Source organism: Kribbella speibonae (assembly GCF_004331375.1).
GTDB classification, from domain to species: Bacteria; Actinomycetota; Actinomycetes; order Propionibacteriales; family Kribbellaceae; genus Kribbella; species Kribbella sindirgiensis.
In genome coordinates this window covers 1833056-1857734 of the sequence record NZ_SJKC01000001.1, presented here as the reverse complement: position 1 = coordinate 1857734, position 24679 = coordinate 1833056, and the positions used below count along the sequence as shown (strand labels likewise).

The window sequence follows — 24679 nt, the reverse complement described above, 5'->3', positions numbered from 1 at the left end:
CGGGGATCAGCTCTGGAGGGCCTGGACGAGCTCGTCCTCGCGCTCCTTCGTCAGATTGGTCTGGATGATCGTCGGGCTGAACGGTTTGAGCGCGTCGACCACCCGGTCGACCGTCGCCGAGCGGGCCAGCAGGAACACGGCCGCGTGGCCTTCCTGCAGTTCCTGCCCGACCTGCTTGATCAGGTCGTCGTTGATACCGATGTCGGTGAGCTTGCCGGCGATCGCGCCGGACGCCGCACCCACGGCCAGGCCGGCGATCGGGCTCAGGAAGATCAGCCCGATCAGGCTTCCCCACAGCGCACCGCTCGCGGCCCCCGCGCCGGTCAGGTTGACGGTCTGCTGGATGCGGACCTTGCCCTTGGCGTCCTTGTACGCGTACGCCGCATCCTCGCGCTGGAGGAGCTGCTGCTTCGCCAGATCCTCGGTCAGCTGAATGACGCGCTCGGCGTCATCGCGGCTGTCCAGACCGAGCACCACCAGATGGGTCATCGCGAACTCCTCGGGGCAGGGCGCGTCACTGTTGCCGCGCGGGACGCCTCATCCCACCAACAGCACCTGGCGGCGTCCTCCTCCGATTAGGGTGATCCGGCCTGCCGGGCCAGAAAGGCGGACAGCGGGCCCGGGAGTTCCGCGGGCCGATCGCCCCAGTCGTGGACGACCGCCGTACCGGCGAGCAGGTCGTGCAGGGCGCGGTGCTCGCGATGGAACACGATCGGCAGGAAGCCCAGACCCAGCGGTACGACGCTGAGCGGGAACGCGAGCACCCATCGCAGGGCTTGCCCGGGGTGGATCGTGCCGCCGTCCGAACGGATGACGCGGAGGCCGACGATTCCTTGGCCCGGTGTGCGCGCGGCGATGGTGAGGAAGCCGATCGCGTAGCAGACGGCCAGCGCCGCCACGCCTACCGTCGCGGGCAGTGGGCGCCGTACTGATAGGCCCCAGAAGGCGTTGGTCAGCAGGTTCACTCCTGCCAGGGCGACGGTGAACGAGGTTGCGATGATCAGGAGGTCGAGGGCGGTCGCTGCTGCTCGGCTCACCGCGCCGGCGTGGTGACCTGTGATGGTCAGGCGGCCGTTCCCGGTCGGGATCGGGACCTCTCGTCGCAGCAGGCGCCTGACGCCCCGGTCGAGCAACGCATCCAACCCGGCCAGCTGTCTACGCACCAGATCAAGGACCGACCCCGCCACCCGCGCCTGGCTCTCGACCACCACCCCAGCCAACCCAGCCCGCCGAACCAAACTCCCCACATCAATCCGTTCGACCAGCTTCTCGACGTCGACCCGCTCGAGCAGCCGGTCCACGTCGACCCGTTCGAGCAGCCGGTCTACGTCTACTCGGTCGAGGAGGCGCTCGATGTCTATTCGGTCGAGGAGGCGGTTGAGGTCTATCCGGGCGAGTTGGGCGTCCAGGTCCACGTGGGACAGGACGATGTCCGGCTGAACGGTTTCGACGACCCGGCCCGTGACCTTGCCGGCGAGCCGTCCGAGGACCGCGGCAGGACGCGTCATCCGACATACCTTTGTGTCACGGGGCTCAGGGAGGATCACCCGCTCCAGGTGATGAACAGTCCGTCCCGGCTCGCCACGGTGGTCGGACGTGACGGCCTACGAGAGGCTGCTGATGATCGACCGAGTGCTCGCCGGTCGGCTGTGGGCCGGCGGGGCCGCAACCGCAGTCGTCGCCGGACTGGCTGCAATCGTGGGCATTCTGCTGGCCCGCGGTCTCTTCGACGTACCGGTTCTCGCGCCTGCGGGCGAGGGGCTGTGGGGTGACGCCGACACGGCAACCTACGCACTCTGGTGCGTGTTCGCCGCACTGGTCGCCACCGGGCTGCTGCACCTTCTGCTGGTCTCGACGCCGCGGCCGCTGCAGTTCTTCGGCTGGATCGTCACACTGGCGACGCTGGTCGCGACCGCGGCCCCGTTCCTGAGCACCGGATCGACGGGCTCCAAGGTCGCGACCGCGGTGATCAATCTCGTCGTCGGCGTCGCGACCGGGATGCTGCTCACCGGCGTCGCGACGAGCGCAGTGCGGGTCCGCCCGGCGGTTTGAAGGACCTACAGCAGCCCAGTAGACCTCGCGGCGCGCAGAGCGGCGGACCGTTTGTCCACGCCCAGCTTGCGATACAGCGAGATCAGATGCGTCTTGACAGTGTTCTCGGTGATGAACAGCGCCTGAGCGATCTCGCTGTACGAACTACCCAGCGCAAGCTCGTCAAGGACCTCAGCTTCCCGCGCCGTCAGCCGCACATGGACACCGTTGACCAGAGCGTCCAGCCGGCGCGGCGGCGGGGCCTGCGCGCCCGGCCGGACACGAACCAACGGCGACATCCCGCCGGCCTTGCTCCACCCGGACCGGTGCCCGGACAGCTTCTCCAGCGCCGCCGCGGCGTACGGATGCGGGTTCGGGCCCGTAGCGTTCCGGCGCAACAGATCCAGCAACGCCGGATCATCCGCAACCGACGCGAGAGCATGCAGCATGTGCTGCGGGGTCACACGGTTCAGCGTGTCCAGCAACGCGGCTTCCGCCGCCGTCTCGTCGCCGGTCCGGCTGAGCAGCACCGTCCGGAAGGAGGCCGCGGCGGAGGCCAGTGGCGGATAGAGGCCGGCCTGGTCGAGTCCCGCGTCGAGCTGTTTCAACGCAGTCTCGGCGCCCTCGCTGATCATCGACGTCATCGCCCGGACCAACCCGGCTTCCGTCGAGTTACCGGTGCGCTCGAGCACCGTCACCTGTGTGCCAACGGTGGACGTGTCCCCCAGCAGTGTCGCCAGCCAGGCCCGCGCCAGTGCCAGGTCCCGGGACAGGAACGACGGCAGCGGGCCTGCTGCCGTCGGGTCCGCGGTCAGCTCGGTCAACGCCTCCCCGAGCCGGCCCCGTTCGATCAGGAGCACGGCTCTCAGCATCGTGCGTAGACCCGCGACAACGGTGTCGGAGCCGGCCACCTCGGTCCCCGCCACCACCCGGTGGTATTTCCATCCGGTGTCCAGGTCGAGCTCGTTCACCGCCGCGAGGCCCAGTACGACGTTCGCGCGCGCGGAGTACTCCTCTGGAAGGCTCTCCCGTCCTCCCACATCGAAAGCGGCTTGTGCCGACCGGGCCGCGTTCTGTACCTGGCCACGGGCGTAGTGCACGACGGCCTGGTGCGCCAGACAGCCGGCGATCAGCCGGTGGTGCCCCGCCATCCGTGCGGTCACGAGAGCCTCGTCCAGATGGGTGAGTGCCGCGTCCAGGTCGTCGGCCCAGGTCTCCGTGGCTGCGAGCTCGATGAGCAACCACGCCAGCCGCTCAGGCCCTAGTACTGCGGGAGGGCTGCTATGGCCACCGGTCAGCAGTGACCGCGCCTTTGCGATCGCCTCCTGGACGTCCTGCCACCCGTAGCGGGACCGCCACAGTCGCAGCAGTGCCGCGTCCGCCTCCAGAGCGTCGTCGTCCGGTGTCGCCGCAGCCTTGTCGGCAGCGCGTTCATCGGCCGCCGCCGCGTCCAGAACGGCACCGGACACGTCGCCGGTCACTCGACGGAGCAGCCCTCGGACGCCGAGCAGGTGGGGATGCTCATCCAGGTACGCGGCCGGCAACGCGTCGAAGCCGACCGCGACCAGGTCGGCCTTGCCCGCGGCCAGCAACTCCGGGCCGTGGCCGAGCAGGATCCGCTCGACCAGCGCCGCGTCGTCGGCATCGACGGCGCTGCGCAGTGCGGACCCGCTGTCGCCCCGGTTCTCGTAGTACAAGGCCGAGCGATGCTGTGCGCTGACGACCAGTTGCCGGTCGTCGGCGCTGGCCGCGATCCGCCGGCGGAGCAGTTCGACCAGCAGCGGGTGGTACCGGTACAGCGGTTTGCTCGCCACGTCATCGGCGTACGCCGTCACCAGCAGGCCGCCGCCGGCGAGATCCGCGAGTATCGACCCGGCCTCGGAGTCGCCGCTCAGAACCTCAGCGAGCCGACCGCTCAGCGTGGTTGCGCCGAAGGTGCTGAGGAGCATCGCCTGGACCCGTTTGTCGAGAGTGTTCAGCGTCTCGCCGAGCAGCAGGTCGAGGACCTCCCCCTGATTGCCCAGGGGCCACACGACGTCACCGGATGCCTGCAGTGTGCGGGCGGCGAGCACCAGGGCCGCTGCCCAGCCGGCCGCCTTCTCCTGAACCAGCATGATGTCAGCTGGACTGGCGTCCTGGGCATGCGCTCGGACCAGGGCGGCGGCCTCGGCGTCGTTGAACCGCAGATCGCGCGAACGCAGGGTCAGCGCCATCCCTCTGACCTCGAGCTCGGACACCGGCAACAACAGGTCGTACCGCGTGGCCAGGAGGAACCGGACCGCGTGCGGCGTCTCCTGCAGAACGCGTGCCATCTCGCCGACGACCGCCGCCGGCAACAGGTGGGCGTCGTCGACAACGATCGGGTCCGGGACAGTCGACCCGTCGCCTCCGCGAACCCAGTCGAGGACTCCCTCGAGCGCACCGGGCGCCTGGCCCGGCAACCAGACCACAGGCTGAGCGGACTGCCTTCTGCGTGTCACCCAGTCGGACAGCAGAACGGTCTTGCCGGTCCCGGGCGGCGCGACCACCATCGTCAGCGGCGAGCGCACCCCGAGGTCGAGGGCAGAGTGCAGGCGCTCACGCGTCACGAGCGTCAGCGGCGGCCGTGCGATCGTCCCATCGGCCGGGTACCGGAACTGCTCACGCGCTCGATCGGGCCTCGGGCTCGTCACGCGCGTCCCCCTCCCCTGGGCGGGCGTGTCTGACTGGCTCCTTGTCCCCGTTCCTCCGTCCTCCTCCGAAATTCGAGACTAGCTGGTTCGGGCCGACCGTGGCAGACCCGGATGCGGCCGGGTTTCGGCCAGCCGTTTGCTTCACTTGTGGGCTGTTCTGTTCTTTCCACCGGGCATGCGGGGCACCTTGGCCCCGATCCAGACCGCGACGACGACCAGCAGCCCGATACCGACCAGCCAGCCCCACAGGCCTTCGGAGACAGGGCCGAGCCGCCCGAGCCCGAACCCACCCGGGTCGGGCTGCTCCCGCAACGCCATGATGTACGCGATGACCGCGCGCTTGTCGTCAGGGAGCAGGACATGGTCGGAGAACACCGGCATCTGCTGCGGACCGGTGAGCATCGCCAGGTAGATGTTCCGCGGCGTGGAGTCCATCAGCGACGGCGCATAGCGGCCGTTCGGGAGCGCACCGCCACGGCCGGCGAAGTTGTGACAGGCGGTGCAGTTCGTCCGGAACAGCTCACCGCCGCGGACGACGTCCTCCTGCGTGGCCTTGCTGATGTCGTACGCCTCGCCGGCCGGCACCGCGGGGCCGGGAGCGAGCGATGCGATGTACGCCGCCAGCGCAGCAGTCTCCTGCTCGTTGTACACCGGCGGCTTCCGCGGGATCTGCGCGTTCGGCTGGGCGGCCGGCATTCGTCCGGTGCTGACCTGGAACTCGACCGCGGCGGCGCCGACGCCGAGCAGCGAAGGTCCGGCCATCCGGTCCTCACCGTTGGTGCCACCCTCGGCATGCAGACCGTGGCAGCTCGAGCAACCGACCGCGAACAGTCGTCGCCCTTCGTCGATCTGGTCGGACTGCGGCCCGTCCGCCCCCGCAGCACCGCCGGGCAGCAGTACGGCGTACGCGAACCCCACGATCACCAGCGCCACGCCGACCACCAGCGATCTGGCGACCCGTCCCCGGCGTACCGGCCGAGCGGTCCCGCTGTCCGCGTCGCGCATCTCCGCACCTCCGGGCCGACCCGGACACCTTCTGCACGGCCAGCAGATCCGACCGGACGCCCCGCGGTGATCCCCCGATTCGGGTGATCCGGAATCCCGTCCGGTGTGCCGACCCTCAGCGCGAGTCGCGCTTGGCCTGCCGGCGAGCCCCCATCGCCTGCGTCGACGCGTCCTTCTTCAGCCCGCCGGTGGTCTTCTTCGCCCGCGCCCTGGTACCCGCCGCGGGCTTGGCGGGATCCGCCGCACGCGTCGCCGGCGCAGTGGCCTTGGCCGACCGCGCCGCGTCGAGCCGTTCGCTGCGCAACTCCATCGACGCACGCCGCGCGGCGACCGCGACCTCACGGCTCACCTTCGCGAGCACCGACTCGAACAGCTCGGCCTTGTCGCGGTCGCGCTGGTTCCTCGGGTACGACATCCCCCGGCCACCGGCCGATGCGACCGAGGCGCTCGAGGCCCGCCGATAGTTCTTCACGTACTTCGTGCGCACCCGGCGAACCCGCTGGTGCAACTCCAGGAGCTCATCCTCGTCAAGGCCCTTCAACACGTCCCGCTCGCTCTCAGCCACCAACAGCCGCTCAGCCTCAGTCAACGAGTTCATCAAACCCTGGTTCATCTCGCCCCTCCTCACCCCGCATCGCACATTACGTCCCCCACCGGCACCCGTCGACCCCGTCGAACCCCGGCCTCGTCCCGGGGCAGAATTGGGGTGTGAAGAAGCCTGAGGTTGAGCCTGTTGTTGCGCGGAATCGGAAGGCTGCGCATGACTATCACCTGGGTGAGGCCTGGGAGGCCGGGATTGTGTTGCAGGGGCCTGAGGTGAAGGCGCTTCGGGCCGGGCGGGCTTCGCTGGTGGGTGGCTTCGCGATGGTCGAGGAGCGGGAGATCTGGTTGCACGGCGTGCACATCCCGCAGTACTCGCAGTCCCGCTGGTTCAACGGCGGCTCGCGGCGTAAGCGGAAGTTGCTGCTGCACCGGGCGCAGATCGACAAGATCGAACGCAAGGTCAACGAGGGCGGGCTGACGATCGTCCCGGTGAGCCTCTACTTCAAAGACGGCCGCGCGAAGGTCGAGATCGTCCTGGCGCGGGGCAAGAAGACCTGGGACAAGCGGCAGACGCTCGCCGAACGCGAGGCGACCCGCGAGGTCGAGCGCGCGGTCAGCCGCCGGCTGAAAGGCCGGCCTGACTAGGCCTTCAGATAGAGGTCGACCTCGGACAGTACGTCGGACAGCGGGCGGTGCATGTCCAACTGCAGGTAGCCGTCCGCGGGACGCTCGACACGATCCTCCCACCCGCGGAAGAAGGCCTCGCCGTCCACCAGCTCGTCGCCGAGGTCCACCGGTGGCTGGTTGACGCTGCGGCGGTGTGTTCGCAGCCGAGGACGCTGCGACAGGCGTTCGTCGAGGAGGGTCAGGTCGTGGATCTGGCACTCGATGTAGCGGTACGTCGCATCGTGTGCGCGAGCGATCTCCATACCCTGGTCAAGGATCCGCGGCCAGAAGCACGGGCTGTCCATGACCACGGGATGACCCTGGCCGAGTATCTGGCGGGCCAGGGCGTACATGATCTCGTACGACGTCTTGCCGCTGGTGGCGAGGTCGACGCCTGCCTCGAGAGCGGCGGTCTTGATCACGTCGTAGTCGACGGCAACGGCACCGTGCGTGGCGACGACGTGAGCGGCGACGGTGGACTTCCCGGCCCCGGGGACACCCGACATCTGCAGCAGGAACATCTCTGCGACCTTTCAGTGGGGCAGACCGGCCAGGTCGGCCATCAGGTGCATGTGGTGGTCGAAGTAGTCGGAGCGGACTTCGATCATCAGGGTGAGGCGGCCGAAAACCTCGAAGTTCAGGGTGCCGTACAAATGGGTCCACGCGACCAGTACGCGGTCGAGCTGTTCCTCGGGCATGGTGCCGTCGCGGTCCGCTGTCAGCCGCTGCAGATCCTGGTGGACCGCGGTGGGTACGGCCGCGAACGAAGGATCGGCGTCGGCGACGATCGCGGCGAGGAGCAGGATCACCTTGGTCGCCGGCTCGACGGTGTCCGGCGGCGCGGCGTACCCCGGAACCGGGCTGCCGTAGATCAGTCCGTACTCCGCCGGATGCGCAAGGGCCCACTCGCGAACGCCTCGGCAGACGGCGATCCAGCGGCCGCGGAGGTCGTCGCGCGGTACGGCGGATTCGGCGGTGCCCGCGGCCGCGGCGAGGTCGTCGTACGCGTCGATGATCAGCGCGGTGAGGAGCGCGTCGCGGCTCGGGAAGTACCGGTACAGCGCCGAGGCGACGATGCCGAGGTCCCGGGCGACCGCGCGCAGGGACAGGTTGGCGCCGTCCGCGGCGAGGTGCCGGCGCGCGACGGCCTTGATCTCCTGACTCATCTCCGAGCGCACGCGGGCGCGGAGCGACGGTGCCGACATGCCGACCAGTCTCGCACATCCGAGAACATTGATGCGTAACGAGAACGCCGTTCTTGACAGCAGTACCGAAATACAGTGAACTGAAGAGAGAACAGTGTTCTCACCGGAGGAGTGCCATGTCCCTGCAGATCGTCGTCGGCGCTGGACCGGTCGGTTCGGCCACGGCGCGCCTGCTCGCCGAGCGGGGCGATCAGGTCCGCGTCATCACCCGCTCCGGCGGCGGGCCGGACGGGGTCGAGCGAGTCGCCGCCGACGCGAGCGATCCCGACGTACTTGCGCGGTATACCGAGGGCGCCACCACGATCTACTCGTGCGCGGGCCCGCCGTACCACCGGTGGCCGGAGGACTGGCCGCCGCTGGGCGCCGCGCTGATCAAGGCGGCCGAGAGCAGCGGGGCCTTGCTGGTGACCACGGGCAATCTCTACGGGTACGGCGCCGTGGACGGCCCGATGACCGAGGAGACCCCACTCCGTCCCAACTCGATCAAGGGGCAGGTGCGGGCGAAGCTGTGGACCGACGCACTCGAAGCACATCGGGCCGGGCGCATCCGGACCGCGGAGGTGCGGGGTTCGGACTACCTCGGCGCCGGCGCGGTCACGTCGTTCAGCGTGGCGGTGCTGCCGAACGTGATCGCCGGTAAGCGGGCGTCCGCGCCGGCTGATCTGGACGCGCCGCACAGCTGGACGTACGTCGGTGACGTCGCGCGCACGTTGCTCGCTGTCGCCGGCGACGAGACCGCCTGGGGTCGCGCGTGGCACGTGCCGAGCGCGGAGGCGGTGCCGGTCCGGGCGCTCGCCGCGCGCGCGGCCGAGCTGGCCGGCGCACCGCCCGCGCGGATCGGCGCGATGCCGGTGATCGCGTTGCGGCTGGCGGGTCTCTTCAACCCGACGGCGCGCGAGCTGGTCGAGACGCAGTACCAGTGGCGGCGCCCGTTCGTCCTCGACTCGACCGCCGCGACTGTTGCCTTTGGCATCAAACCGGCACCGGTCGACGACGCGCTGTCCGAGTCGATCGAGACCCTCCGGACCTAACGGCCCGAACCGGACGACGCCCGGCGGAGTCTCACCAGCTAGGTCCTAGGCTGTGGGCGTCGACCAGAGAAGGGCAGTTATGAGTTCCAGGAGACCGCGCCGGTGGTTGCGTCGCCTCGTTGTCACGCTGCTGGTGCTGGCGGTGCTGGCGATTGTCGTGGACCGCGCGGCCGCGTACGTGGCCGAGAACCAGCTTGCGTCGATGGCCGAGAAGGAGGCCAAGCAGTACGACGTACGCTCGGCCGGCACCTCGGTGAAGATCGGCGGTTTCGGGTTCCTGCCGCAGCTCGTCAACGAGGACTTCTCGAAGGTCACGCTGACGATGGAGAAGCCGACGTTCTCCGGCGTACCGGGTGAGGATCTGAAGGTCGAACTGCAGAACGTGCACGTGCCGCGATCGTTGCTGACGCAGCAGTCCGGTGCGGTGACCGTCGACGCGACCGATCTGCGGCTGCAGTTGTCGCCGCGTGAACTGGCGCGGCTCGCGGTGCGCAGTACCGGGCTCGAGGGTTTGTCGATGTCGGTCGTCAACGGGCAGCTGCAGGTGAAGGCGACGGTGCGCGGCATCAGCATCGACGTACCGATCACGCCGCAGGTCACGGACGGCCGGGTCGCGCTGACGCTCGGGCAGATGTCCGATTCGATCCCGTCACCCGTGCAGAGCGCGATCCGCAGCCAGCTCGCCACCGGGATCACGCTCCCGGAACTGCCGTTCGGCGCCCAGCTCACCGGGATCAGCGTGGTGGACAACTCCGTTGTCCTGACCGCCGTCGTGAAGGACCTGAAGTTCAACGCGTGAGTCCCTTGGGTTGCGATGGTTCGCGATATATCGTCGAACTATCGCAAACACTTTCGTGAGGGACGGGTGGTCCAGATGACCGGATCGGCGTACGCCGCGGGCTGGCCTTGGGCGCAGTTCGCGCGGCACTGTTCAACCTTCGACGACATCAAGGACGAGTTGCGGGCGGCGATGAGCGGCCGCCGCGGGCACCAGGGGCACAGTCACCAGCAGCACTTCGGGCCGCCGTGGGCGATGTTCGGCGGCGGGCAGATGTTCGGTCCGCCATGGGGACCGCCGCCGCGCTGGCGGGGGCCGAAGGCGCGGCGCGGCGACGTCCGGGCGGCGATTCTGGCCGTCCTCGCCGAGCAGCCGATGAACGGGTACGGGATCATCCAGGAGATCGCCGAGCGCAGCGGCGGGGTGTGGAAGCCGTCGCCGGGGTCGATCTATCCGACGCTGCAGCAGCTCGAGGACGAGGGCCTGGTGACGGCGGACGCGGAGGTCGGGCGGCGGACGTTCCGGCTGACCGACGAGGGGCGTGCGTACGTCGCCGAGCATCAGGACGAGGTGTCCGCGCCGTGGGCCGCGATGTCCGCGCCGGCCGGCGGTGACGACGAGAACGGGTTCAAGCCGCTGTTCGGGCAGGTCGCGACGGCGATGTGGCAGATCCTCGCGAGCGGTACGCCGGAGCAGCAGGCGCGGGCGCGGGACGCGGTCGCCGATCTGCGACGGAAGCTGTACGGCATCCTCGCCGAGGAAGACGACGGCACGGACCAGCAGGACCAGTCATGACCTCCGCCGACCGGGACCGCCGCCGCCGGCACCAGCGCAACTGGGGCGGCGACTGGCACGGCCGCGGCTGGGGCGGCGAACTCCGCGCCACCGCCTGGAACAACAACCACCCCTGGGACGACCCACAGAACACCGCGCGGGACACCGGTCGGTGGGACGGGCAGGACGCTGGGCGGTGGGACGGGCGGGATACCGGACGGGACGACGCGCGGGGCGACGTACCTCGGAAGCGGGTTCGGATTGGGGATGCCGAGCGGGATCGGGCCGTTGCGGTGCTGAGTGAGCACTTCGTGGCGGGGCGGTTGACGCAGGCCGAGTTCGAGGAGCGGAGCGAGGTGGTGACGCGGGCGCGGTACGCGGATGATCTCGAGCCGTTGTTCGACGACCTACCGAGCTCAACGGAACTGCAGGCCGTACCAGGCCGAGCCGACCTCCGTCGCCGCCCCGGCCCGCCCCCACCGTTCCTGATGCTCGCGCCGTTCCTGATGGTCGGTCTGGTGATCACCTCGGTCGCACTCACCGCCCCGTGGCTGCTCTGGGGAATGTTCTGGATCGTCCTGATCAGCGGCATGTCCCGCCGCCACTGGCACCACCACCGCTGACCACCCGACTGGCCGACTGACCTACCGCCGCTCACGAGCCCGCGGGATCTCCTCCGCGAACTCGACGACGAACCCGTCCGGGTCGGCGACATGGACCGTCCGGTGTCCCCACGGACGGTCCGCCGGCCCGCTCAGCACCGGTACGCCGGCCGCACGCAACCGCTCGGCGTACGCATCCACGTCCGCCACCATCACCACCACTTCCCCACCCGCGCCCGGCGTCACCGCCCGCCCGGTCAACCACTCCGCGCGCCGCCGCTCGTACAACGCGAACCGCACCCCACCCGCGTCGAACTCCGCATACCCCGCATCCGTGAACTTGTACGCCAGCCCCACCACATCCCGGTAGAACTCCACCGACCGCCCCAGATCCCCGACGTACAAAATCACGTACCCGATCTCCATGAGCGGGACGCTACGCCATTGCCGCCGCAGAGGTGTTGCATATATGCTACAACCTATGGAGGCGGGCGAGCTGGTGAGACGAGCGCGCGAGGAGGCCGGGCTATCGCGCAGTGCGCTCGCGGCCAGGGCGGGGGTTCCGACCTCCACGGTCTCACGCATCGAGGCGGGGTCCAGCGATCCGACGCTCACCATGCTTTCGCGCTTGATCGCGGCTACCGGTCGCCAACTCTCGATCGCGATGGACGGCCCTCCGGGGTTGTCGATCGACAGCCTCACCGAGGCCTATTCGCCGGACAGCCCTGTCCGAAAGGTCAATTGGCCTCGCCTGCGAGGATTCCTCGACCAGTTGCTCGCGCATCCCGGACTCACCGCCGACGCCATCGAGTCTCCTCCACGCCGGACCGGCGATGCCGCCTTCGACGCCCTGCTGGCCGGCATCGCCGAGAAGCTCGCCGACGACGCCGGGATCCCGCGGCCACGGTGGACCAGATCGGTGCCCCCCGCACCTACTCCTTGGGAAGCTCCCGGAACGCCCGCGCGCGTTCAGCGAGCGCGGGCACAGGCACCTGCTCAGCTAGCCGCTCGAAACATCTGGCTCGCCGCTCACGACCTGTGGCGCGACGCCGCGTGAACCCCCAGCTCGGCCCCACGGTCCTCGGCAAGACCGAGATCCTCAGCTACCTCGGCGAAGTCGCCGACGAGCTTGCCGCCCGGCAGCTGGTCTGCCGCCTGGTCGTGGTCGGCGGTTCGTACCTTGCTTTGCACGACCTCCGGGAGGCCACCGCGGACGTCGATTCACTGACCGAGCTGACCGACGGACTTCGCGACGTCGTTCGTGTGGTCGGAGAACGGCACGGTCTGCGACCCGACTGGCTCAACGACTCGGCGATGACGTTCGCGCCTGCTGGGCTGAAGGTCGAGGACTGCGAACTGCTGTACGAGCACACGAATCTCTTGGTCCTCGGCCCGTCACCCGATCAAGTGTTCCTGATGAAACTGCTCGCCAGTCGCGCACCTGACCACGACGACATGACGGTGCTCTGGCCGAGGTGTGGGTTCTCCGATGCGCACGCGGCTGTGGACGCGTACTACTCGGCGTACCCATTCGAAGAGCGAGACCCGTACCTCGTTGACTACGTGCAGCAGATCGCGGACCAATCCACACGGCAATAACTGTCGGCGGCGGGCCATATGTTGCGTTCCGTGTATGACGGTGTGTTGATTCTTGAGAGTTTGAAGGTCGGGACCGTGCTGGACGGGATCCCGTTGACTGTGACGAAGGTCAGTCGGGTGGCTGTTGAGGGTACGTCGGCCGACCAGCCGGTGGTGTGGTCGTTGGTGGAGTTCGCGGTGGAGCGTGGGGAGGAGCTGGCCGAGGTGCTGGCGGGGGTTCTCGACGCTCCGGGGTGGTATGCCGACTTTCATGACGAGCGCGAGATCTTCGTGATCTTCCCGGGGCGCGTGTTCCGGTACCGGCGGGGTGACGACGCGGCGCGTGAGGAGGCGAAGGAGTTCGGGCGCGGTCTGGCGATCCCGGAGGCGCAGCTGGACTGGACGCGGTGATTGGATGAGCAGATGGTGACCGTCCTTCGCTACGCGGCCTTCACGTCCGATCCTGCCGGGGGTAATCCGGCTGGTGTGGTGCTCGATGCCGGTGGGCTCGACGACGACGCGATGCAGGGGATCGCGACCGAGGTTGGGTACTCCGAGACCGCGTTCACCGACGGACCGGACGCGAGCGGCGTACGCCCGGTGCGGTACTTCTCCCCCAAGGCCGAGGTCCCGTTCTGCGGTCATGCCACCGTCGCGACCGCCGTCGCACTGGCGGAGCGGAACGGCCCGGGCGAGATCGTCTTCGACACACGAGCGGGGCGGGTCCCAGTCACGGTCGACGACTCCCTGCGCGCGACCCTCACCAGCGTCGAGCCGTCCGTCTCACCAGCCGGCGACCTGACCGACGTACTCGACATCCTCAACTGGTCACCCGCCGACCTCAACCCGGCCTTACCCGCAAGGATCGCGTACGCCGGGGCGCGGCATCTCGTCCTGAGTACGGCGACCCGGCAACGACTCGCCGCGCTCGACTACGACTTCGACCACCTGCTCGCGTACATGCTCGAACGCGACCTCACCACGCTCCAACTCGTCTGGCAGGAATCGCCGACCGTCTTCCACGTCCGCGACCCGTTCCCCGTCGGCGGCGTCGTCGAGGACCCGGCGACCGGCGCCGCGGCAGCCGCCTTCGGCGCGTACCTGCGGGAACTCGGCCAAGGGCAACCCACGATCACCCTGCATCAGGGCGACGACCTGGGACGCCCCAGCCTCATCACGGTCGAGCTCCGTCCGGACGACAACCGCGTGCGGGTCAGCGGCAACGCCGTACCGATCACGGCACCCGCGTAAGCCACTCCTCGGTGCCGAACTTCGCCGCGACCCGCTCCTCGGCCAGCGCGACGGTGTCTTCGGAGATCGCGCCGTCCGACAGGCCGTACCGGTTCCGGAAGGTCCCCACCATCCGCGAGATCACGTCCGCGCGGTCGAGCCCGGTCTGGCTGCGCAACGGGTCGACGCGCTTGTTCGCACTCGTCGTGCCCTTGTCGGACAGCTTCTCCCGACCGATCCGCAGTACCTCGACCATCTTCGAAGCGTCCATGTCATAAGCCATCGTCACGTGATGCAGCACGGCGCCGCCGGCCAGCCGCTTCTGCGCGGCGCCCGCGATCTTGCCGGCCGGTGACGTGATGTCGTTGATCGGCTGGTACGTCGCCGCGACGCCGAGATCGTTGAGCGCACCAATGACCCAGTCGTCGAGGAACGCGTACGACTCGGTGAACGAGAGACCGGACACAAGCGATTCCGGGACGTACAGCGAATACGTGATCGTGTTGCCCGGTTCGACGAACATCGCGCCGCCGCCGCTGATCCGCCGTACGACGGTGACGTCGTGACGGGCCGCGCCGTCCAGGTCGACCTCGTTCCGCAGCGACTGGAAGCTGCCAATGATGCCCGCGTTGGACGCCCACTCCCAGACCCGCAGCGTCGGCGGGCGCTCTCCTGCTCCGACCTGCTCGGTCAGCACCTCGTCGAGCGCCATCTGCAGCGCCGGCTCCCGCGGTACGTCGTGCACGAACTCCCACTCGTGGTCGCGCCAACCGGTCGCGCCGGTCACCGCCCGCCGTACGGCGACCGCTACCGCCTCGGGCGAGAACCCGAGCATCTCGACGCCGTCGCCGAGCGCACCGCGCACCCGCGCAGCGACCTGAGCCGCGGACGTGTCCACCTGCAGACCCGCCAGAGCCCCGTTGATCCGCTCCAGCGCGTCGTCCGGTTCGAGGAAGAAGTCACCCGAGATCTGCGCGTTCCGCACCTGCTCGTCGACCACGTCGAGGTCGGCGACAACGAGCTTCCCACCCGGAACTTTGTACTCACCATGCATATTCAGCATCAACTTGCTCTGGTCAACGGTTGTTCCCGGACGCATACTCCCGGCCATGGCGGAGATGAGCATGAACAAGGCGATCCATGCCGCCGTGCGGCGGGACCTGGATCGGTTTCTCGACGCACTGCAACGGTTCCCGGACGGGGATCGCGCGCGGGCCGCGCAACTGGCGGCGGCCTGGCAGAACTTCGACGGACAGCTGACGCACCACCACGAAGGTGAGCACGAGATCGCGTGGCCGGCGCTGCAGAAGCTCGGTGTGAGCCAGGAACTGCTGGCGCAACTGGATTCCGAGCACGACACGATGGCGGCCGCACTGGCAGCGTCGCGAACGGCGATGGGCGCGTTGCAGCGCACCGCGGGCGCGGAGGACGCGGCGACCGCACGCACCGCGATCCACGAGCTGCGACGGGTCACCGTCGAGCACCTGGAGCACGAGGAGGCCGAGATCGAGCCGGTCTACCTTGCGAACGAAGGCTCTCCGGAGCTGAAGGCGATGGGCCGCGAGTTCGCCAAGGTCGGTCCGGCCCAGGGCGGAGCGTTCTTCGCCTGGGCGCTCGACGGCGCCACCCCCGCCGAGTCCGCCGCGATCACCGGCACGATCCCGAAGCCGGTCCTCGCCGTGATCGCCGGTGTGTTCGGCCGGTCCTACCGCAAGTCAATCGCGCCGACCTGGCGGAGCTGACGGGTGCTCGACCGGTAGCCGGGCGGGCAGCCCGCGCAGCAGCGTGTCCAGATAGAGGTCGAAGCGCGGCGCCGTCGGGCCGAAGTCGTGGGCGCCCTGCTGGGCGCCCAGCCAGGTGATGACGCCGATCGAGAAGATGTGCCAGCTCTGCACGGCGAGCTCGCCGTCGGCGCCGGCGAGCTCGAACGCGCGCGTCGCCCGGTCCCTGAGGAGCCCGTACGACACCGGGTTGTGGCGATGCGGTGCAGCCACCCGCGCCGCGTAGCCCGGAACCGACAGGAACTCGTCGTGCATGGACCAGGCGAGCTCCGCCAGCCAGTCGCGCCAGGTGTCCGGCGTCGGCTCCTTCTCGGGCACGATCCGCCCGACCATCACCTCGCTGACCAGGTCGAACAGCTCGTCGCGGTCGCGCACCCAGCGATACAGCGCGGAGTGTGAGACCTCGAGCCGGGTCGCCAACTCCCGCATGGTGAGCGCGTCCAGCCCGGTCTCGAGAGCGGCTGCGACGATCCGCTCCCGGTTCAACCGCGCCGGCCGTCCCACCTTCGCCATGCGCGGCAGCCTAACCCGGACAGCAACTGGTACGTCGGAGTGCTCGCGGGCCGCTATGGACCGGACCTCCAGCACTCATCAATTGGCGCCGCCTGCGTGAGTTCACGCTCACGCGGGCGGCACATCGGGGCGGTGAGGGACGTTAGTGAGTGGTGGCGGTCCGCATCACGCCGACGGACTGGCCGTGGGCGGAGTGCCCGTCGGCGGGGTGCCACCTGGGCCGCCCGGCGTCTGGAACGAGTCGTCGGCGCCAACCGCGGTGTCGGACAGGTAGAGCGCGATCGCGAACGCCGCCTCGTAGCCGTCGCGGGTGCGCTTCGGGGTGAGCAGCATCTGGTCGCCGATGTCGGCGTAGTGCATGTCGGTGTCGTTGGTGGTGTCCGGTGTGCCCTTCGCGGCGTACGGCGCCTTCGCGAGGTAGGCGGCCTTGAAGTCCTCGGCGAAGAACAGCTGCGACGTGAACTCGTACGCGTTCCCGTCCGTGCCCGTGGTGCGGATCTTGACGTGCGTGTGGACGGTCCGGCCCTGGTACCAGCCCGGCAGGATCGTGGTGAACTTGACGATCCCGCCACGGTTCGACACCTGGTAGCCACGCAGGTAGTTCTTGCCGGTCGTCCCTTCGGCCGCGATGTCCGAGTACACGCCGGCCGCGTCACAGTGCCAGATGTCGACAGTTGCCCCAGGCAAAGGCTTGCACTGGGACCCGGACAGCTGCAGGACATGCAGGACCAGGTGGAACTTCGCGCCGGTCACCACCGACCCGTCCGACGTGTCGACCCGGAGGTCCGACCGGTTGAGCCCTTCGTCCACGAAGTACGGGCCCTCGGTCATTTCCGGTTTCGCGACACAACTCGGCGTAGTCGCCGTCTCCGCCGCCGCATCCGCGTTCGTCGCCACCGCCGTACCCACTGCCGTGAACGTCATCCCGGCGGCCCCGAACACCGCCAGCGCCCGTCGCCTGCTGAGGACTCGGCCGACCGGCCTGTCGTCGTCTTCCATTGCCGTCTCCTTCGTTCGTCGGTCCCCGTACGAGGGACTGACGCTAGAAAGAGAGGCTGGTAAGGCTCCCCGGCTTCGCTGGCAGTACGCCGTGAATGTCAGGCAGCTGGCTTGAGTTGTACGGCGACCTGCCAGACGCGGGTGCGGACCGTGTCGATGTCGGCGGAGGCGTCGACCTCGTGGTGGATGCCGCGGCCGGAGTAGAAGTGGATCAGCGGCGCGGTCTGCTCGTGGTAGACCTCGAAGCGCCGGCGGATGACGTCCTCGGTGTCGTCCGAGCGGTGCTCGATCTCGGCGCGCCGGAGCAGCCGGTGAACGAGGGCGTCGGCCTCGACCTGCAGGACCAGGGCAGCGTCCAGCGAACGGCCTTGCGCGCCGAGGATCTCGTCCAGGACGCCGGCTTGGTCGAGGGTTCGCGGGTACCCGTCCAGGACGAATCCCGGACGGGCGTCGGCGTCCGCGAGCCGGTCGCGGACCATCGCGTTGGTGACCTCGTCGGGCACGTACTCGCCCGCGTCCAGGTAGCCCTGCGCCGTCTTGCCGAGCTCGGTACCGTCCGCGATGTTGCGGCGGAACAGGTCACCGGTGGAGATGACGGGAACCCCGAGGTGCGCTGCCAGGTGGCCCGCGTGCGTACCCTTACCGGCCCCAGGAGGGCCCATCAGCAAGACAGTGGTCACGGCACACTCCTGACTCTCGGTAAGGACCAAAGGATAGGAGAACCTCCGCTCCGGCGGTACGGCGTACGTCACTCCGGATCGCCGGTTGGGTCACACCCCGCTCGTTACTGTCCGGAATCGCCTTCAGAACTCCATTTCCGGGCGGAGCTCGATGACGTCGCCGGGGCCGGCGAACTTGGCGGCGAGCTCCTCGGCGCGGTCGCGGGTGGCGCAGTCCAGCACGAAGAACCCGGCGAGCTGCTCCTTGGACTCGGCGTACGGCCCGTCGGTGCTGACCGGGCGCTTGCCCTCCCAGCGGTAGGTCCGCGCGGTTGATGGTGCGTCCAACGCCAGGCCGGTGACCAGTTCGCCGGACGCGGACAGCTCGGAGAGCAGCTCGTCGAACTCCTTGCCCATCGCGGCCCGCTCGTCCGCCGGGATCGCGCGGCCGACCTCGGTGAAGTCGATCGTCGGGTGACCCCACGGCTGCATGTTCGAGTGGATCAGGACCACGTACTTCATCAGAGAACCTCCTGTGTCGTGCCGGTACGCCGTACTGCGCCCGTGCACCCCGGACGTCGGAGGCGCCGACAGGCCCTCGACATTTTGCCTGGATGTATTCCAGCTCACACCAGGTCACACTCCGCGAGCGGGCTCCGTCAGGGCTGCAGAGGCGACGATGAGAACGGAGATGAGCATGATTCTGGTGACAGGCGGTACGGGAACGATCGGCCGTCAGGTGGTCCCGCTGCTCCAGGCGGCCGGCAGCAAGGTCCGGGTCCTCAGCCGGAACGCGGGCGACCGCGGCGACGGCGTCGAGTACCTGGCCGTCGACCTCCTGAACGGGGAGGGACTGGACCGGGCCGTGGACGGCGTCGACGTGATCCTGCACCTGGCCGGCGGCCCGAAGGGTGACGACGTCGGCACCCGCAACCTGGTCGAGGCGGCCGAGCAGGCGAAGGTCGGTCATCTGGTGCACATCTCGGTGACCGCGGTCGACCAACTGCCGCTGACGTACTTCAAGTCGAAGCTCGGCGCCGAGCAGGCCGTCCGGGGATCGTCGGTGCCATGGACCGTACTGCGGGTCGCCCAGCTCCACGACTTCGCCTGGAAGACCGTGCGGGCAATGGCGAAACTGCCCGTCATGCCGATGCCGGGCGGCCTCCGCATGCAGCCCGTCGACGGCCGGGACGTGGCCGAACGGCTCGCCGAGCTCGCACTCGGTGAACCGCAGGGCCTGGTCCCCGACCTGGTCGGGCCCAAGGTTTACAGCCTGTCGGAGCTGGCTCGCGACTACCTACGGGCCGCCGGCAAGCACCGGCTGTCGCTGCCGATCCGCGTCCCCGGCAAGGCGGGCAAGGTGTACCGCGCGGGCGGCAACCTCACCCTGACCGGCGCCGATGTCGGCACTCACACCTGGGACGAGTTCGTCGCCGCACAGGTGTAGGGCTCCAGGAGTTCCACCAAGTCCGGCGTACGACGGCGCGCGATACCGGCCAGGAAATCTGCGACCTGCACCCGCGGATCGTGCTTGGAGTCGACCTGCACGAACGAATGCAGCGGCGCCGGCTCCACACCCTCGGCGAGGAACGCTCCGAGACGAGCCACCCGGCCCGGCGTCAACGCGCTCTGCTCGTCGTGCACCACAGCGACCGAACGACCGCCGGCGCTCCAGTACAGCACCGTCTCAGCGAGCGCCGGCACCAGCGGCTCCAGCGGCGGCGGGAGCTCCGGGTCCTCGTCGATCAGCCGCTGCATCACCTCTTCGACCCGCGGCCGCGTCACCGCACGCAACGCCGGTACGTCGGCCGGCATCGTCGCGAAGAACCGGTCCACCGCGGCGTGATCCATCAATCGCACGCGTTTCGTCCTCGTCAGATCTACGAACGCGGCAAGGAACCCGGTCCGGTGCCGCAGCGCCGCGGCAACCTCCGCGTGGTCCGTGCCGAGGCTGGTGCCGGCGCCGTACGACGGCTCCTCGGTGAACAGCTCGAACACCCGCGCGGCGACGTACGCCGTCTTGTCGATGCTGAGGACGTGCGCATGCCCGCGCAAGGTGGTGAGCAGCCACTCGAGCGCGGGCCGCTGCTCAGGTCGCAGCAGCTGGTTGGACTTGTACTCCGACCGGCGGCGCAGGCGGGATCGCAGTACGTCGATCACGTCGGCGGCCGCAGGTACGGCGAGATCGACACTGGCATGGGTGATGACGGGTGAGGCGGGGTCGAGCAGGTTGGTTCCGGAGAACCCCGACTCGTCACACGCGACCTCGACGAAAGAAGTCACAGAAGGCATGGAAAGGCTGGCTCCAAGGCTGAAGGACTGCACGCTACGGGGCCCGTCCTCGGGACGGGCTTGATCGGACGCGCCAGGAGTCATCGGGGCGCGGTGACGATCAGTAAGCGGCAGCAGCCTGGGCAGACATGCGTCCCATCATGGTCCGGCGGGCCACCGGACACCAGCCATTTGTTACGGCTTGCGACCGAGAGCTACGAGAAGGAGCTGGCCGGCGCCGCTCAGGTTGAGCTTCTGCTGGTCCTCCGGCCACCACGACGTCAGGTCGACGAGCCCGGGCGCGACCAGCTCGAGCCCCGCGACGAGCTCCCCGATCTCGTCCCGGGTGCGGAACCGCATGTGCGGGAACGCGTCCTGCAGCTTCTCCTCGATCGCGGTCGAGAACTCGGACAGCCGGCCGCCGTCGCGCGGGTTGAGCGGATGCGTGAGCGCCAGGTAGGAGCCGGGCGGTACGGCGGCCAGATAGTCCGCGACGACCGGCACCGGGTCCGGCGTCGAGTGCAGGACCAGGCCGAGCAGGATCCCGACCGGGCGGGTCAGGTCGAGCGCGTCGGTCACGGACGGGTGTGAGAGGACGGCGGCCGGGTCGTTGAGGTCCGCGTCGGCGAAGAAGCTGTGCCGGTCGTCGGCGAGCAGCGCCTGGCCGTGGGAGATCGCCGTCAGGTCGTTGTCGACGTACACGACGGTCGCGGCCGGGTTGGCACGGAGGGCGATCTCATGGGTGTTCGGAACGGTCGGCAGCCCGGAGCCGAGGTCGAGGAACTGGTCGATCCCGCCCTCGGTGATCATCCGGCCGATCGCGTCGGCCATCCAGCGGCGGTTCTGCCGGGTCAGCTCGGAGATCTCGGGCGCGATCTTCAGCAGTTCCTGGACGAACTGCCGGTCGACCTCGAAGTTGTTCTTGCCGCCGAGCAGCAGGTCGTACACCCGGGCCTGCGAGGCCCGTTCGAGGTCGATGGCGGCCGGCTCGTCGTGTTCCGGCATGCCCGCACCTCGTTCCGTGACCCGATTCCGCCATCCGAAAAGCTGAATTGCCGGAAGAGTATCCAGGCAGCAGTCCAGCGCCCGCACCGGGGCGGCCTCCGATGAGTTTCTCCGGCGTCGTTCGTCTCAACACCAACCGCACGAGGAGGAACGACCATGGCGAAGGTGCTGTACTCGGTGACGCTGTCCGTGGACGGCTTCATCACCGGCCCGGACGGCGACATGCAGTGGATGCGCCCGTACCTCGGCCCCAACCCGGAGGTCGACGACCTACTCCCCCGGATCGGGTCGCTGCTGATCGGCCGCCGCTCCCACGACGGCGACGACCCGCACAAGGGCGAGCCCGGGGAGGGCGAGGCGTTCGGCGGCGGCTGGAGCGGACCGGCGTACGTCGTGACCCACCGTCCACCGTCCCGCCCGGAGACCGGGGTCACGTACGTCGACGACTTCCGAAAGGCCCTCGACCAGGCCAAGGAAGCGGCCGGCGACAAGTACGTGAACGTCATCGGCGCAAACATCGCCAAACAGTGCATCGAGGCCGGCGAACTCGACGAGGTCCTCCTCTTCTACGCCCCCGTCATGCTCGGCGCCGGCACCCGCCTCTTCACCCACCCGGGCGGCCGCACGGTGCGCCTCGAACGCAAGAGCGTGACGCAAACTCCGCTCGCGACCAGCCTGTGGTTCGACGTCGTTTAGTGGTCGGTGGGGACACTCCGAGGGGACTGGGAACAAGCAATAGCCTGTTCCCAGTCCCCGTTGCCTGTCACCAGTTCCTAGAACTCGGCCGCGGTCAGGTGCATGACGGCGCGGATCTCGACGGAGCGGTTGGCGGTTCGTGTGTCCGGGAGTAGGCGGGCGAGTTCGACGGCGCGGTCGCGGTTTTCTACGTCGATCACGTAGTAGCCGTCGATCTTGGTGGGTTCGTGGTCGGGTAGGCGGACGGACAACTGGGCGTCCGCGAGCAGCTCGCCGCCGACCAGTTCGCCGGCGTCGTGGGCGACTCGTTCGAACTCGTCGCGCTGCAGGCGTGCCTCGCCGTCACCCTGCAGGATCAGTAGAAACTTCATCGGCGCTCTCCTCTCACAGGTACGACGGAGTCGAACGCGCAGTCTTGACATGATGGGCAAATGTTCGCCCGCACCAACCGCCTGGTCCTGCGCCGCTTCACGCCCGCGGACGCCGAGCGGTTCGCCGCGTACCGATCAGATCCGCAGGTCGCCCGCTTCCAGTCCTGGGAGGCCCCGCTGCCCCTCGCCGAGGCGCAGCGGACGGTCGAACAGTTCGCGCAAGGCGATCCGGAGGCGCCCGGCTGGTTCCAGTACGCGGTCGACCTGGACGGCGTACTGATCGGCGACCTCGGCCTGAACTTGAACGAGAACCTGATGCAGGCCGACCTCGGCTTCACTCTAGCGGCGGAGTACCAGGGACACGGCTACGCATCCGAGGCCGTCCGCGGGCTGCTCCACCACTTGTTCGTCGACCGCGAGCTGCACCGGGTCTCCGCCGAGTGCGACGCCCGCAACACCGCGTCGGCCCGGCTGCTCGAACGTGTCGGCTTCACTCGCGAGGGCGAGCGCCCAGCCAACTCCTGGTTCAAAGGCGAGTGGACCGACGACCTGCTGTACGGACTGCTCAGGGACACGTACCTCAGCCGGCAGCCGCCCACGCCCGCGCCGTCAGACTGATCGACCCGTCGGCAGCGATCGGCAGCCGCTCCCGTACGGCGTCCCGCAACGCCTCCTGATCCGCGACCTCCAGGCTGCGCAGATACGCCGGCGCCACACCCTGCCCGCCCAGGAACGGCTCCCAATAGTCGTCGAACGACGCGAACTCCGTCGGTACGACGATCTCGCGCGTCCGCACCTCGCTGAACCCGGCCTCGCGGAACAGCCCCTCCAACCCCTCCGGCGTACAGAACGGGAACCGGCGGCCTTCGTCGTGCTCCCGGTCCTGCGGCCGTACCTCGGCCATCGCGTCGAAGAAGTACCGCATCAGCTGCATACCGCCGGCGTAGTCCCAGACGTAGACCGCGACGGTCGTACCGATCTCGCGCATCCGGCGCAGCGCCTCGACCCGCTCGGGGATGAAGTTGAGCACCAGCCCCGCGACGACCACGTCGTACGGGCCGTCCGGGAGCTCGGCCGCGGACCGGACCTCGAACGCCGCCCGCGGATCGTCGACGGTCTGTCGCGCATAGCCGACGAAGCCCTCCGACGGGTCGGCACCGAGCACGGACACCGGATCCGCCGTACGAAGAATGGTGCCGGTCAGCGCGCCGGTACCGCAGCCGACGTCGAGCCAGCGCAGTCCGGCCGGCTGCTGCAGCCAGCCGACGAACTCCGGCGCGACGAGCCGGCTCCAGCGGCCGACGTACGACTCGTAGATCCCCCCACTCGACCACTCGCTCATTTGCGCAGGATAGACGGAAGCGCCACCCCCGTCAGTTCTTCGGAGACCGTCCACAGCCGGGCGCTGGTCTCGGTATCCAGGGCCGCCTTGGGCTGCTTGGCCAACGCGGTCGGGCCGACGAGGCCGAACCGTCCGGACGGGCCGTAGTACTTGCCGTGCTCAGCTGCGGGGTCCGCCGCGGCGAACAACAGCGGTTCGGTGCCGGGCTCGACGCCCTGCGAAGGGAGTGGGGCGAGGAGCATCAGGCGCGTGGCCAGCGGCGTCCGGTCGCGGCCGAGGCTCGGGCCGGTCGTCTGCAGGTTCGTGTTCGTGTAGCCAGGGTGTGCCGCGACGCTGCGCAGGCCCCAGCCGTGCTCGGTCGACAGCCGGGCGAGTTGGTTGCTCAGCATCAGGTCGGCGAGCTTCGACTGCGAGTACGCCGCCACCGACCGGTAGCGCCGTTCCCACTGCAGGTCGTCGAAGCGGATCCGGCCGAAGTTCGCTGCACCGCTGGCCATCGTCGCGACCCGCGGCGCCGGAGCGGCCAGGAGCAGCGGCAGCAACCGGACGGTGAGCGCGAACGGACCGAGGTAGTTCGAGCCGAACTGCAGCTCGAAGCCGTCCTTGGTGACCATGCGGTCGGGCGGGTTCATCACGCCGGCGTTGTTCACCAGCAGGTCCAGGTGCGGCTCGTCGGCGGTCAACCGCTCGGCGAACTCCTGAACCGAGGCCAGGTCGGCGAGGTCGATCCGCCGTACCTCGAGCTGGGCACCCGGATGCGCGGCGAGGATCTCCTCCCGAGCCGCCTCGCCCTTCGCCGGGGTCCGGACCGCGAGCACGACCCGCGCGCCCGCGGCCGCGAGCCGCTTGGCGGCTTCCTTGCCGGTCCCGCTGTTGGCGCCGGTGACGACGGCGAGCTTGCCGGTCTGATCTGGGACGTCGTACATA

The 24679-nt window shown here is 69.2% G+C and carries 32 protein-coding genes; 14 read left to right on the top strand and 18 right to left on the bottom strand.

From position 1 onward, the window contains the following. Positions 1-6: 6 nt before the first annotated feature. Together E0H92_RS09340 and E0H92_RS09335 are read right to left on the bottom strand one after the other, a co-directional pair. Complete coding sequence (locus E0H92_RS09340) at positions 7-489, bottom strand: DUF1269 domain-containing protein (RefSeq protein WP_131468480.1); 483 nt, start codon at positions 487-489, stop codon at positions 7-9. Between the two features lie 86 nt (positions 490-575). Further along, on the bottom strand, positions 576-1508 hold the full coding sequence (locus E0H92_RS09335) for an RDD family protein (protein WP_131468482.1): 933 nt from the start codon (positions 1506-1508) through the stop codon (positions 576-578). 88 nt (positions 1509-1596) lie between these two features. On the opposite strand from E0H92_RS09335, the gene E0H92_RS09330 reads away from it, so the two are divergent. After that, positions 1597-2052 (top strand): DUF6069 family protein, encoded by a 456-nt coding sequence (locus E0H92_RS09330; RefSeq protein WP_238153491.1) that lies wholly within the window; start codon positions 1597-1599, stop codon positions 2050-2052. Between the two features lie 5 nt (positions 2053-2057). Here E0H92_RS09330 and E0H92_RS09325 read toward each other — a convergent pair whose 3' ends face one another. From E0H92_RS09325 to E0H92_RS09315, 3 genes are all read right to left on the bottom strand, one after another. Next, entirely contained in the window at positions 2058-4703 is a 2646-nt protein-coding gene (locus tag E0H92_RS09325) for a LuxR C-terminal-related transcriptional regulator (RefSeq protein ID WP_131468484.1), read from the bottom strand. A gap of 141 nt (positions 4704-4844) precedes the next feature. Continuing rightward, positions 4845-5708, bottom strand: coding sequence for a cytochrome bc1 complex diheme cytochrome c subunit (qcrC, locus tag E0H92_RS09320; protein ID WP_131468486.1), 864 nt, complete (start codon positions 5706-5708; stop codon positions 4845-4847). Positions 5709-5823: 115 nt separating this feature from the next. Further along, the gene (locus tag E0H92_RS09315) at positions 5824-6321 is read right to left on the bottom strand and encodes a hypothetical protein (protein WP_131495971.1); all 498 of its coding nucleotides are present in this window, start codon (positions 6319-6321) and stop codon (positions 5824-5826) included. Positions 6322-6416: 95 nt separating this feature from the next. Here E0H92_RS09315 and smpB point away from each other — a divergent pair, with 95 nt between their 5' ends. Continuing rightward, complete coding sequence (gene smpB / locus E0H92_RS09310; protein WP_131468490.1) at positions 6417-6896, top strand: SsrA-binding protein SmpB; 480 nt, start codon at positions 6417-6419, stop codon at positions 6894-6896. Here smpB and E0H92_RS09305 read toward each other — a convergent pair. After that, positions 6893-7438, bottom strand: coding sequence for a P-loop nucleotide/nucleoside kinase family protein (locus E0H92_RS09305; RefSeq protein WP_131468492.1), 546 nt, complete (start codon positions 7436-7438; stop codon positions 6893-6895). The genes smpB and E0H92_RS09305 overlap by 4 nt on opposite strands. 12 nt (positions 7439-7450) lie before the next feature. Then, positions 7451-8122, bottom strand: coding sequence for a TetR/AcrR family transcriptional regulator (locus E0H92_RS09300; protein ID WP_131495970.1), 672 nt, complete (start codon positions 8120-8122; stop codon positions 7451-7453). Positions 8123-8238: 116 nt separating this feature from the next. On the opposite strand from E0H92_RS09300, the gene E0H92_RS09295 reads away from it, so the two are divergent. The 4 genes from E0H92_RS09295 (at position 8239) to E0H92_RS44630 (ending at position 11328) form a co-directional block, all read left to right on the top strand. Then, complete coding sequence (locus tag E0H92_RS09295) at positions 8239-9153, top strand: NAD-dependent epimerase/dehydratase family protein (RefSeq protein WP_131495969.1); 915 nt, start codon at positions 8239-8241, stop codon at positions 9151-9153. A gap of 79 nt (positions 9154-9232) precedes the next feature. Continuing rightward, complete coding sequence (locus E0H92_RS09290; RefSeq protein ID WP_131468498.1) at positions 9233-9952, top strand: LmeA family phospholipid-binding protein; 720 nt, start codon at positions 9233-9235, stop codon at positions 9950-9952. A gap of 75 nt (positions 9953-10027) precedes the next feature. Next, positions 10028-10726, top strand: coding sequence for a PadR family transcriptional regulator (locus tag E0H92_RS09285; RefSeq protein WP_131468500.1), 699 nt, complete (start codon positions 10028-10030; stop codon positions 10724-10726). Further along, entirely contained in the window at positions 10723-11328 is a 606-nt protein-coding gene (locus E0H92_RS44630) for a DUF1707 SHOCT-like domain-containing protein (RefSeq protein WP_202873549.1), read from the top strand. The genes E0H92_RS09285 and E0H92_RS44630 overlap by 4 nt, the downstream gene beginning before the upstream one ends. A 21-nt stretch (positions 11329-11349) precedes the next feature. Here E0H92_RS44630 and E0H92_RS09275 read toward each other — a convergent pair whose 3' ends face one another. Continuing rightward, positions 11350-11733 carry a VOC family protein gene (locus E0H92_RS09275; RefSeq protein WP_131468504.1) on the bottom strand — a complete coding sequence of 128 codons (384 nt, stop codon included), beginning with the start codon at positions 11731-11733 and terminating at the stop codon, positions 11350-11352. Between the two features lie 55 nt (positions 11734-11788). On the opposite strand from E0H92_RS09275, the gene E0H92_RS09270 reads away from it, so the two are divergent. From E0H92_RS09270 to E0H92_RS09255, 4 genes are read left to right on the top strand one after another with little or no spacing between them, the layout of a single operon-like run. Then, positions 11789-12364, top strand: a complete 576-nt coding sequence (locus E0H92_RS09270; protein ID WP_165549725.1) for a helix-turn-helix domain-containing protein — start codon at positions 11789-11791, stop codon at positions 12362-12364. Continuing rightward, the gene (locus tag E0H92_RS09265; RefSeq protein WP_131495967.1) at positions 12361-12906 is read left to right on the top strand and encodes a DUF6036 family nucleotidyltransferase; all 546 of its coding nucleotides are present in this window, start codon (positions 12361-12363) and stop codon (positions 12904-12906) included. The genes E0H92_RS09270 and E0H92_RS09265 overlap by 4 nt, the downstream gene beginning before the upstream one ends. Before the next feature lie 30 nt (positions 12907-12936). Beyond that, on the top strand, positions 12937-13296 hold the full coding sequence (locus E0H92_RS09260) for a hypothetical protein (protein ID WP_131495966.1): 360 nt from the start codon (positions 12937-12939) through the stop codon (positions 13294-13296). 12 nt (positions 13297-13308) lie between these two features. Then, positions 13309-14136 carry a PhzF family phenazine biosynthesis protein gene (locus tag E0H92_RS09255; protein WP_131495965.1) on the top strand — a complete coding sequence of 276 codons (828 nt, stop codon included), beginning with the start codon at positions 13309-13311 and terminating at the stop codon, positions 14134-14136. Here E0H92_RS09255 and E0H92_RS09250 read toward each other — a convergent pair. Beyond that, complete coding sequence (locus E0H92_RS09250; RefSeq protein WP_338068849.1) at positions 14120-15178, bottom strand: lipoate-protein ligase LplAB; 1059 nt, start codon at positions 15176-15178, stop codon at positions 14120-14122. The two genes, E0H92_RS09255 and E0H92_RS09250, sit on opposite strands and share 17 nt — an antisense overlap. A 46-nt stretch (positions 15179-15224) precedes the next feature. Here E0H92_RS09250 and E0H92_RS09245 point away from each other — a divergent pair, with 46 nt between their 5' ends. After that, entirely contained in the window at positions 15225-15857 is a 633-nt protein-coding gene (locus E0H92_RS09245; protein WP_131468509.1) for a hemerythrin domain-containing protein, read from the top strand. Here E0H92_RS09245 and E0H92_RS09240 read toward each other — a convergent pair. The 4 genes from E0H92_RS09240 to E0H92_RS09225 form a co-directional block, all read right to left on the bottom strand. Beyond that, positions 15831-16409: a TetR/AcrR family transcriptional regulator gene (locus tag E0H92_RS09240; protein ID WP_131495964.1), complete on the bottom strand. Its 579-nt coding sequence runs from the start codon at positions 16407-16409 to the stop codon at positions 15831-15833. The genes E0H92_RS09245 and E0H92_RS09240 overlap by 27 nt on opposite strands. A gap of 165 nt (positions 16410-16574) precedes the next feature. Further along, positions 16575-17408: a dioxygenase family protein gene (locus tag E0H92_RS09235; RefSeq protein ID WP_131495963.1), complete on the bottom strand. Its 834-nt coding sequence runs from the start codon at positions 17406-17408 to the stop codon at positions 16575-16577. A 98-nt stretch (positions 17409-17506) separates the two neighbouring features. After that, entirely contained in the window at positions 17507-18088 is a 582-nt protein-coding gene (locus E0H92_RS09230) for an adenylate kinase (RefSeq protein ID WP_131495962.1), read from the bottom strand. Positions 18089-18211: 123 nt separating this feature from the next. Further along, positions 18212-18589 (bottom strand): YciI family protein, encoded by a 378-nt coding sequence (locus tag E0H92_RS09225; RefSeq protein WP_131468517.1) that lies wholly within the window; start codon positions 18587-18589, stop codon positions 18212-18214. Positions 18590-18764: 175 nt separating this feature from the next. On the opposite strand from E0H92_RS09225, the gene E0H92_RS09220 reads away from it, so the two are divergent. Further along, entirely contained in the window at positions 18765-19514 is a 750-nt protein-coding gene (locus E0H92_RS09220; RefSeq protein ID WP_238173357.1) for an SDR family oxidoreductase, read from the top strand. Here E0H92_RS09220 and E0H92_RS09215 read toward each other — a convergent pair. Further along, positions 19478-20350 carry a DUF3800 domain-containing protein gene (locus E0H92_RS09215; RefSeq protein ID WP_131495960.1) on the bottom strand — a complete coding sequence of 291 codons (873 nt, stop codon included), beginning with the start codon at positions 20348-20350 and terminating at the stop codon, positions 19478-19480. The two genes, E0H92_RS09220 and E0H92_RS09215, sit on opposite strands and share 37 nt — an antisense overlap. A 183-nt stretch (positions 20351-20533) precedes the next feature. Next, the gene (locus tag E0H92_RS09210; protein WP_131495959.1) at positions 20534-21343 is read right to left on the bottom strand and encodes an SAM-dependent methyltransferase; all 810 of its coding nucleotides are present in this window, start codon (positions 21341-21343) and stop codon (positions 20534-20536) included. A gap of 156 nt (positions 21344-21499) precedes the next feature. On the opposite strand from E0H92_RS09210, the gene E0H92_RS09205 reads away from it, so the two are divergent. After that, positions 21500-22039: a dihydrofolate reductase family protein gene (locus tag E0H92_RS09205; RefSeq protein ID WP_131495958.1), complete on the top strand. Its 540-nt coding sequence runs from the start codon at positions 21500-21502 to the stop codon at positions 22037-22039. Positions 22040-22116: 77 nt separating this feature from the next. On the opposite strand, the gene E0H92_RS09200 is transcribed toward E0H92_RS09205, so the two are convergent. After that, positions 22117-22410: a YciI family protein gene (locus E0H92_RS09200; RefSeq protein ID WP_131495957.1), complete on the bottom strand. Its 294-nt coding sequence runs from the start codon at positions 22408-22410 to the stop codon at positions 22117-22119. Between the two features lie 60 nt (positions 22411-22470). Between E0H92_RS09200 and E0H92_RS09195 the strand changes: the two genes are divergently transcribed. Then, positions 22471-23028, top strand: a complete 558-nt coding sequence (locus tag E0H92_RS09195) for a GNAT family N-acetyltransferase (RefSeq protein ID WP_131495956.1) — start codon at positions 22471-22473, stop codon at positions 23026-23028. Here E0H92_RS09195 and E0H92_RS09190 read toward each other — a convergent pair. Both E0H92_RS09190 and E0H92_RS09185 read right to left on the bottom strand, forming a co-directional pair. After that, entirely contained in the window at positions 22991-23752 is a 762-nt protein-coding gene (locus E0H92_RS09190) for a class I SAM-dependent methyltransferase (RefSeq protein ID WP_131468529.1), read from the bottom strand. The two genes, E0H92_RS09195 and E0H92_RS09190, sit on opposite strands and share 38 nt — an antisense overlap. Continuing rightward, on the bottom strand, positions 23749-24678 hold the full coding sequence (locus E0H92_RS09185) for an SDR family oxidoreductase (protein ID WP_131495955.1): 930 nt from the start codon (positions 24676-24678) through the stop codon (positions 23749-23751). The genes E0H92_RS09190 and E0H92_RS09185 overlap by 4 nt, the downstream gene beginning before the upstream one ends. Between the last annotated feature and the right edge of the window lies 1 nt (position 24679).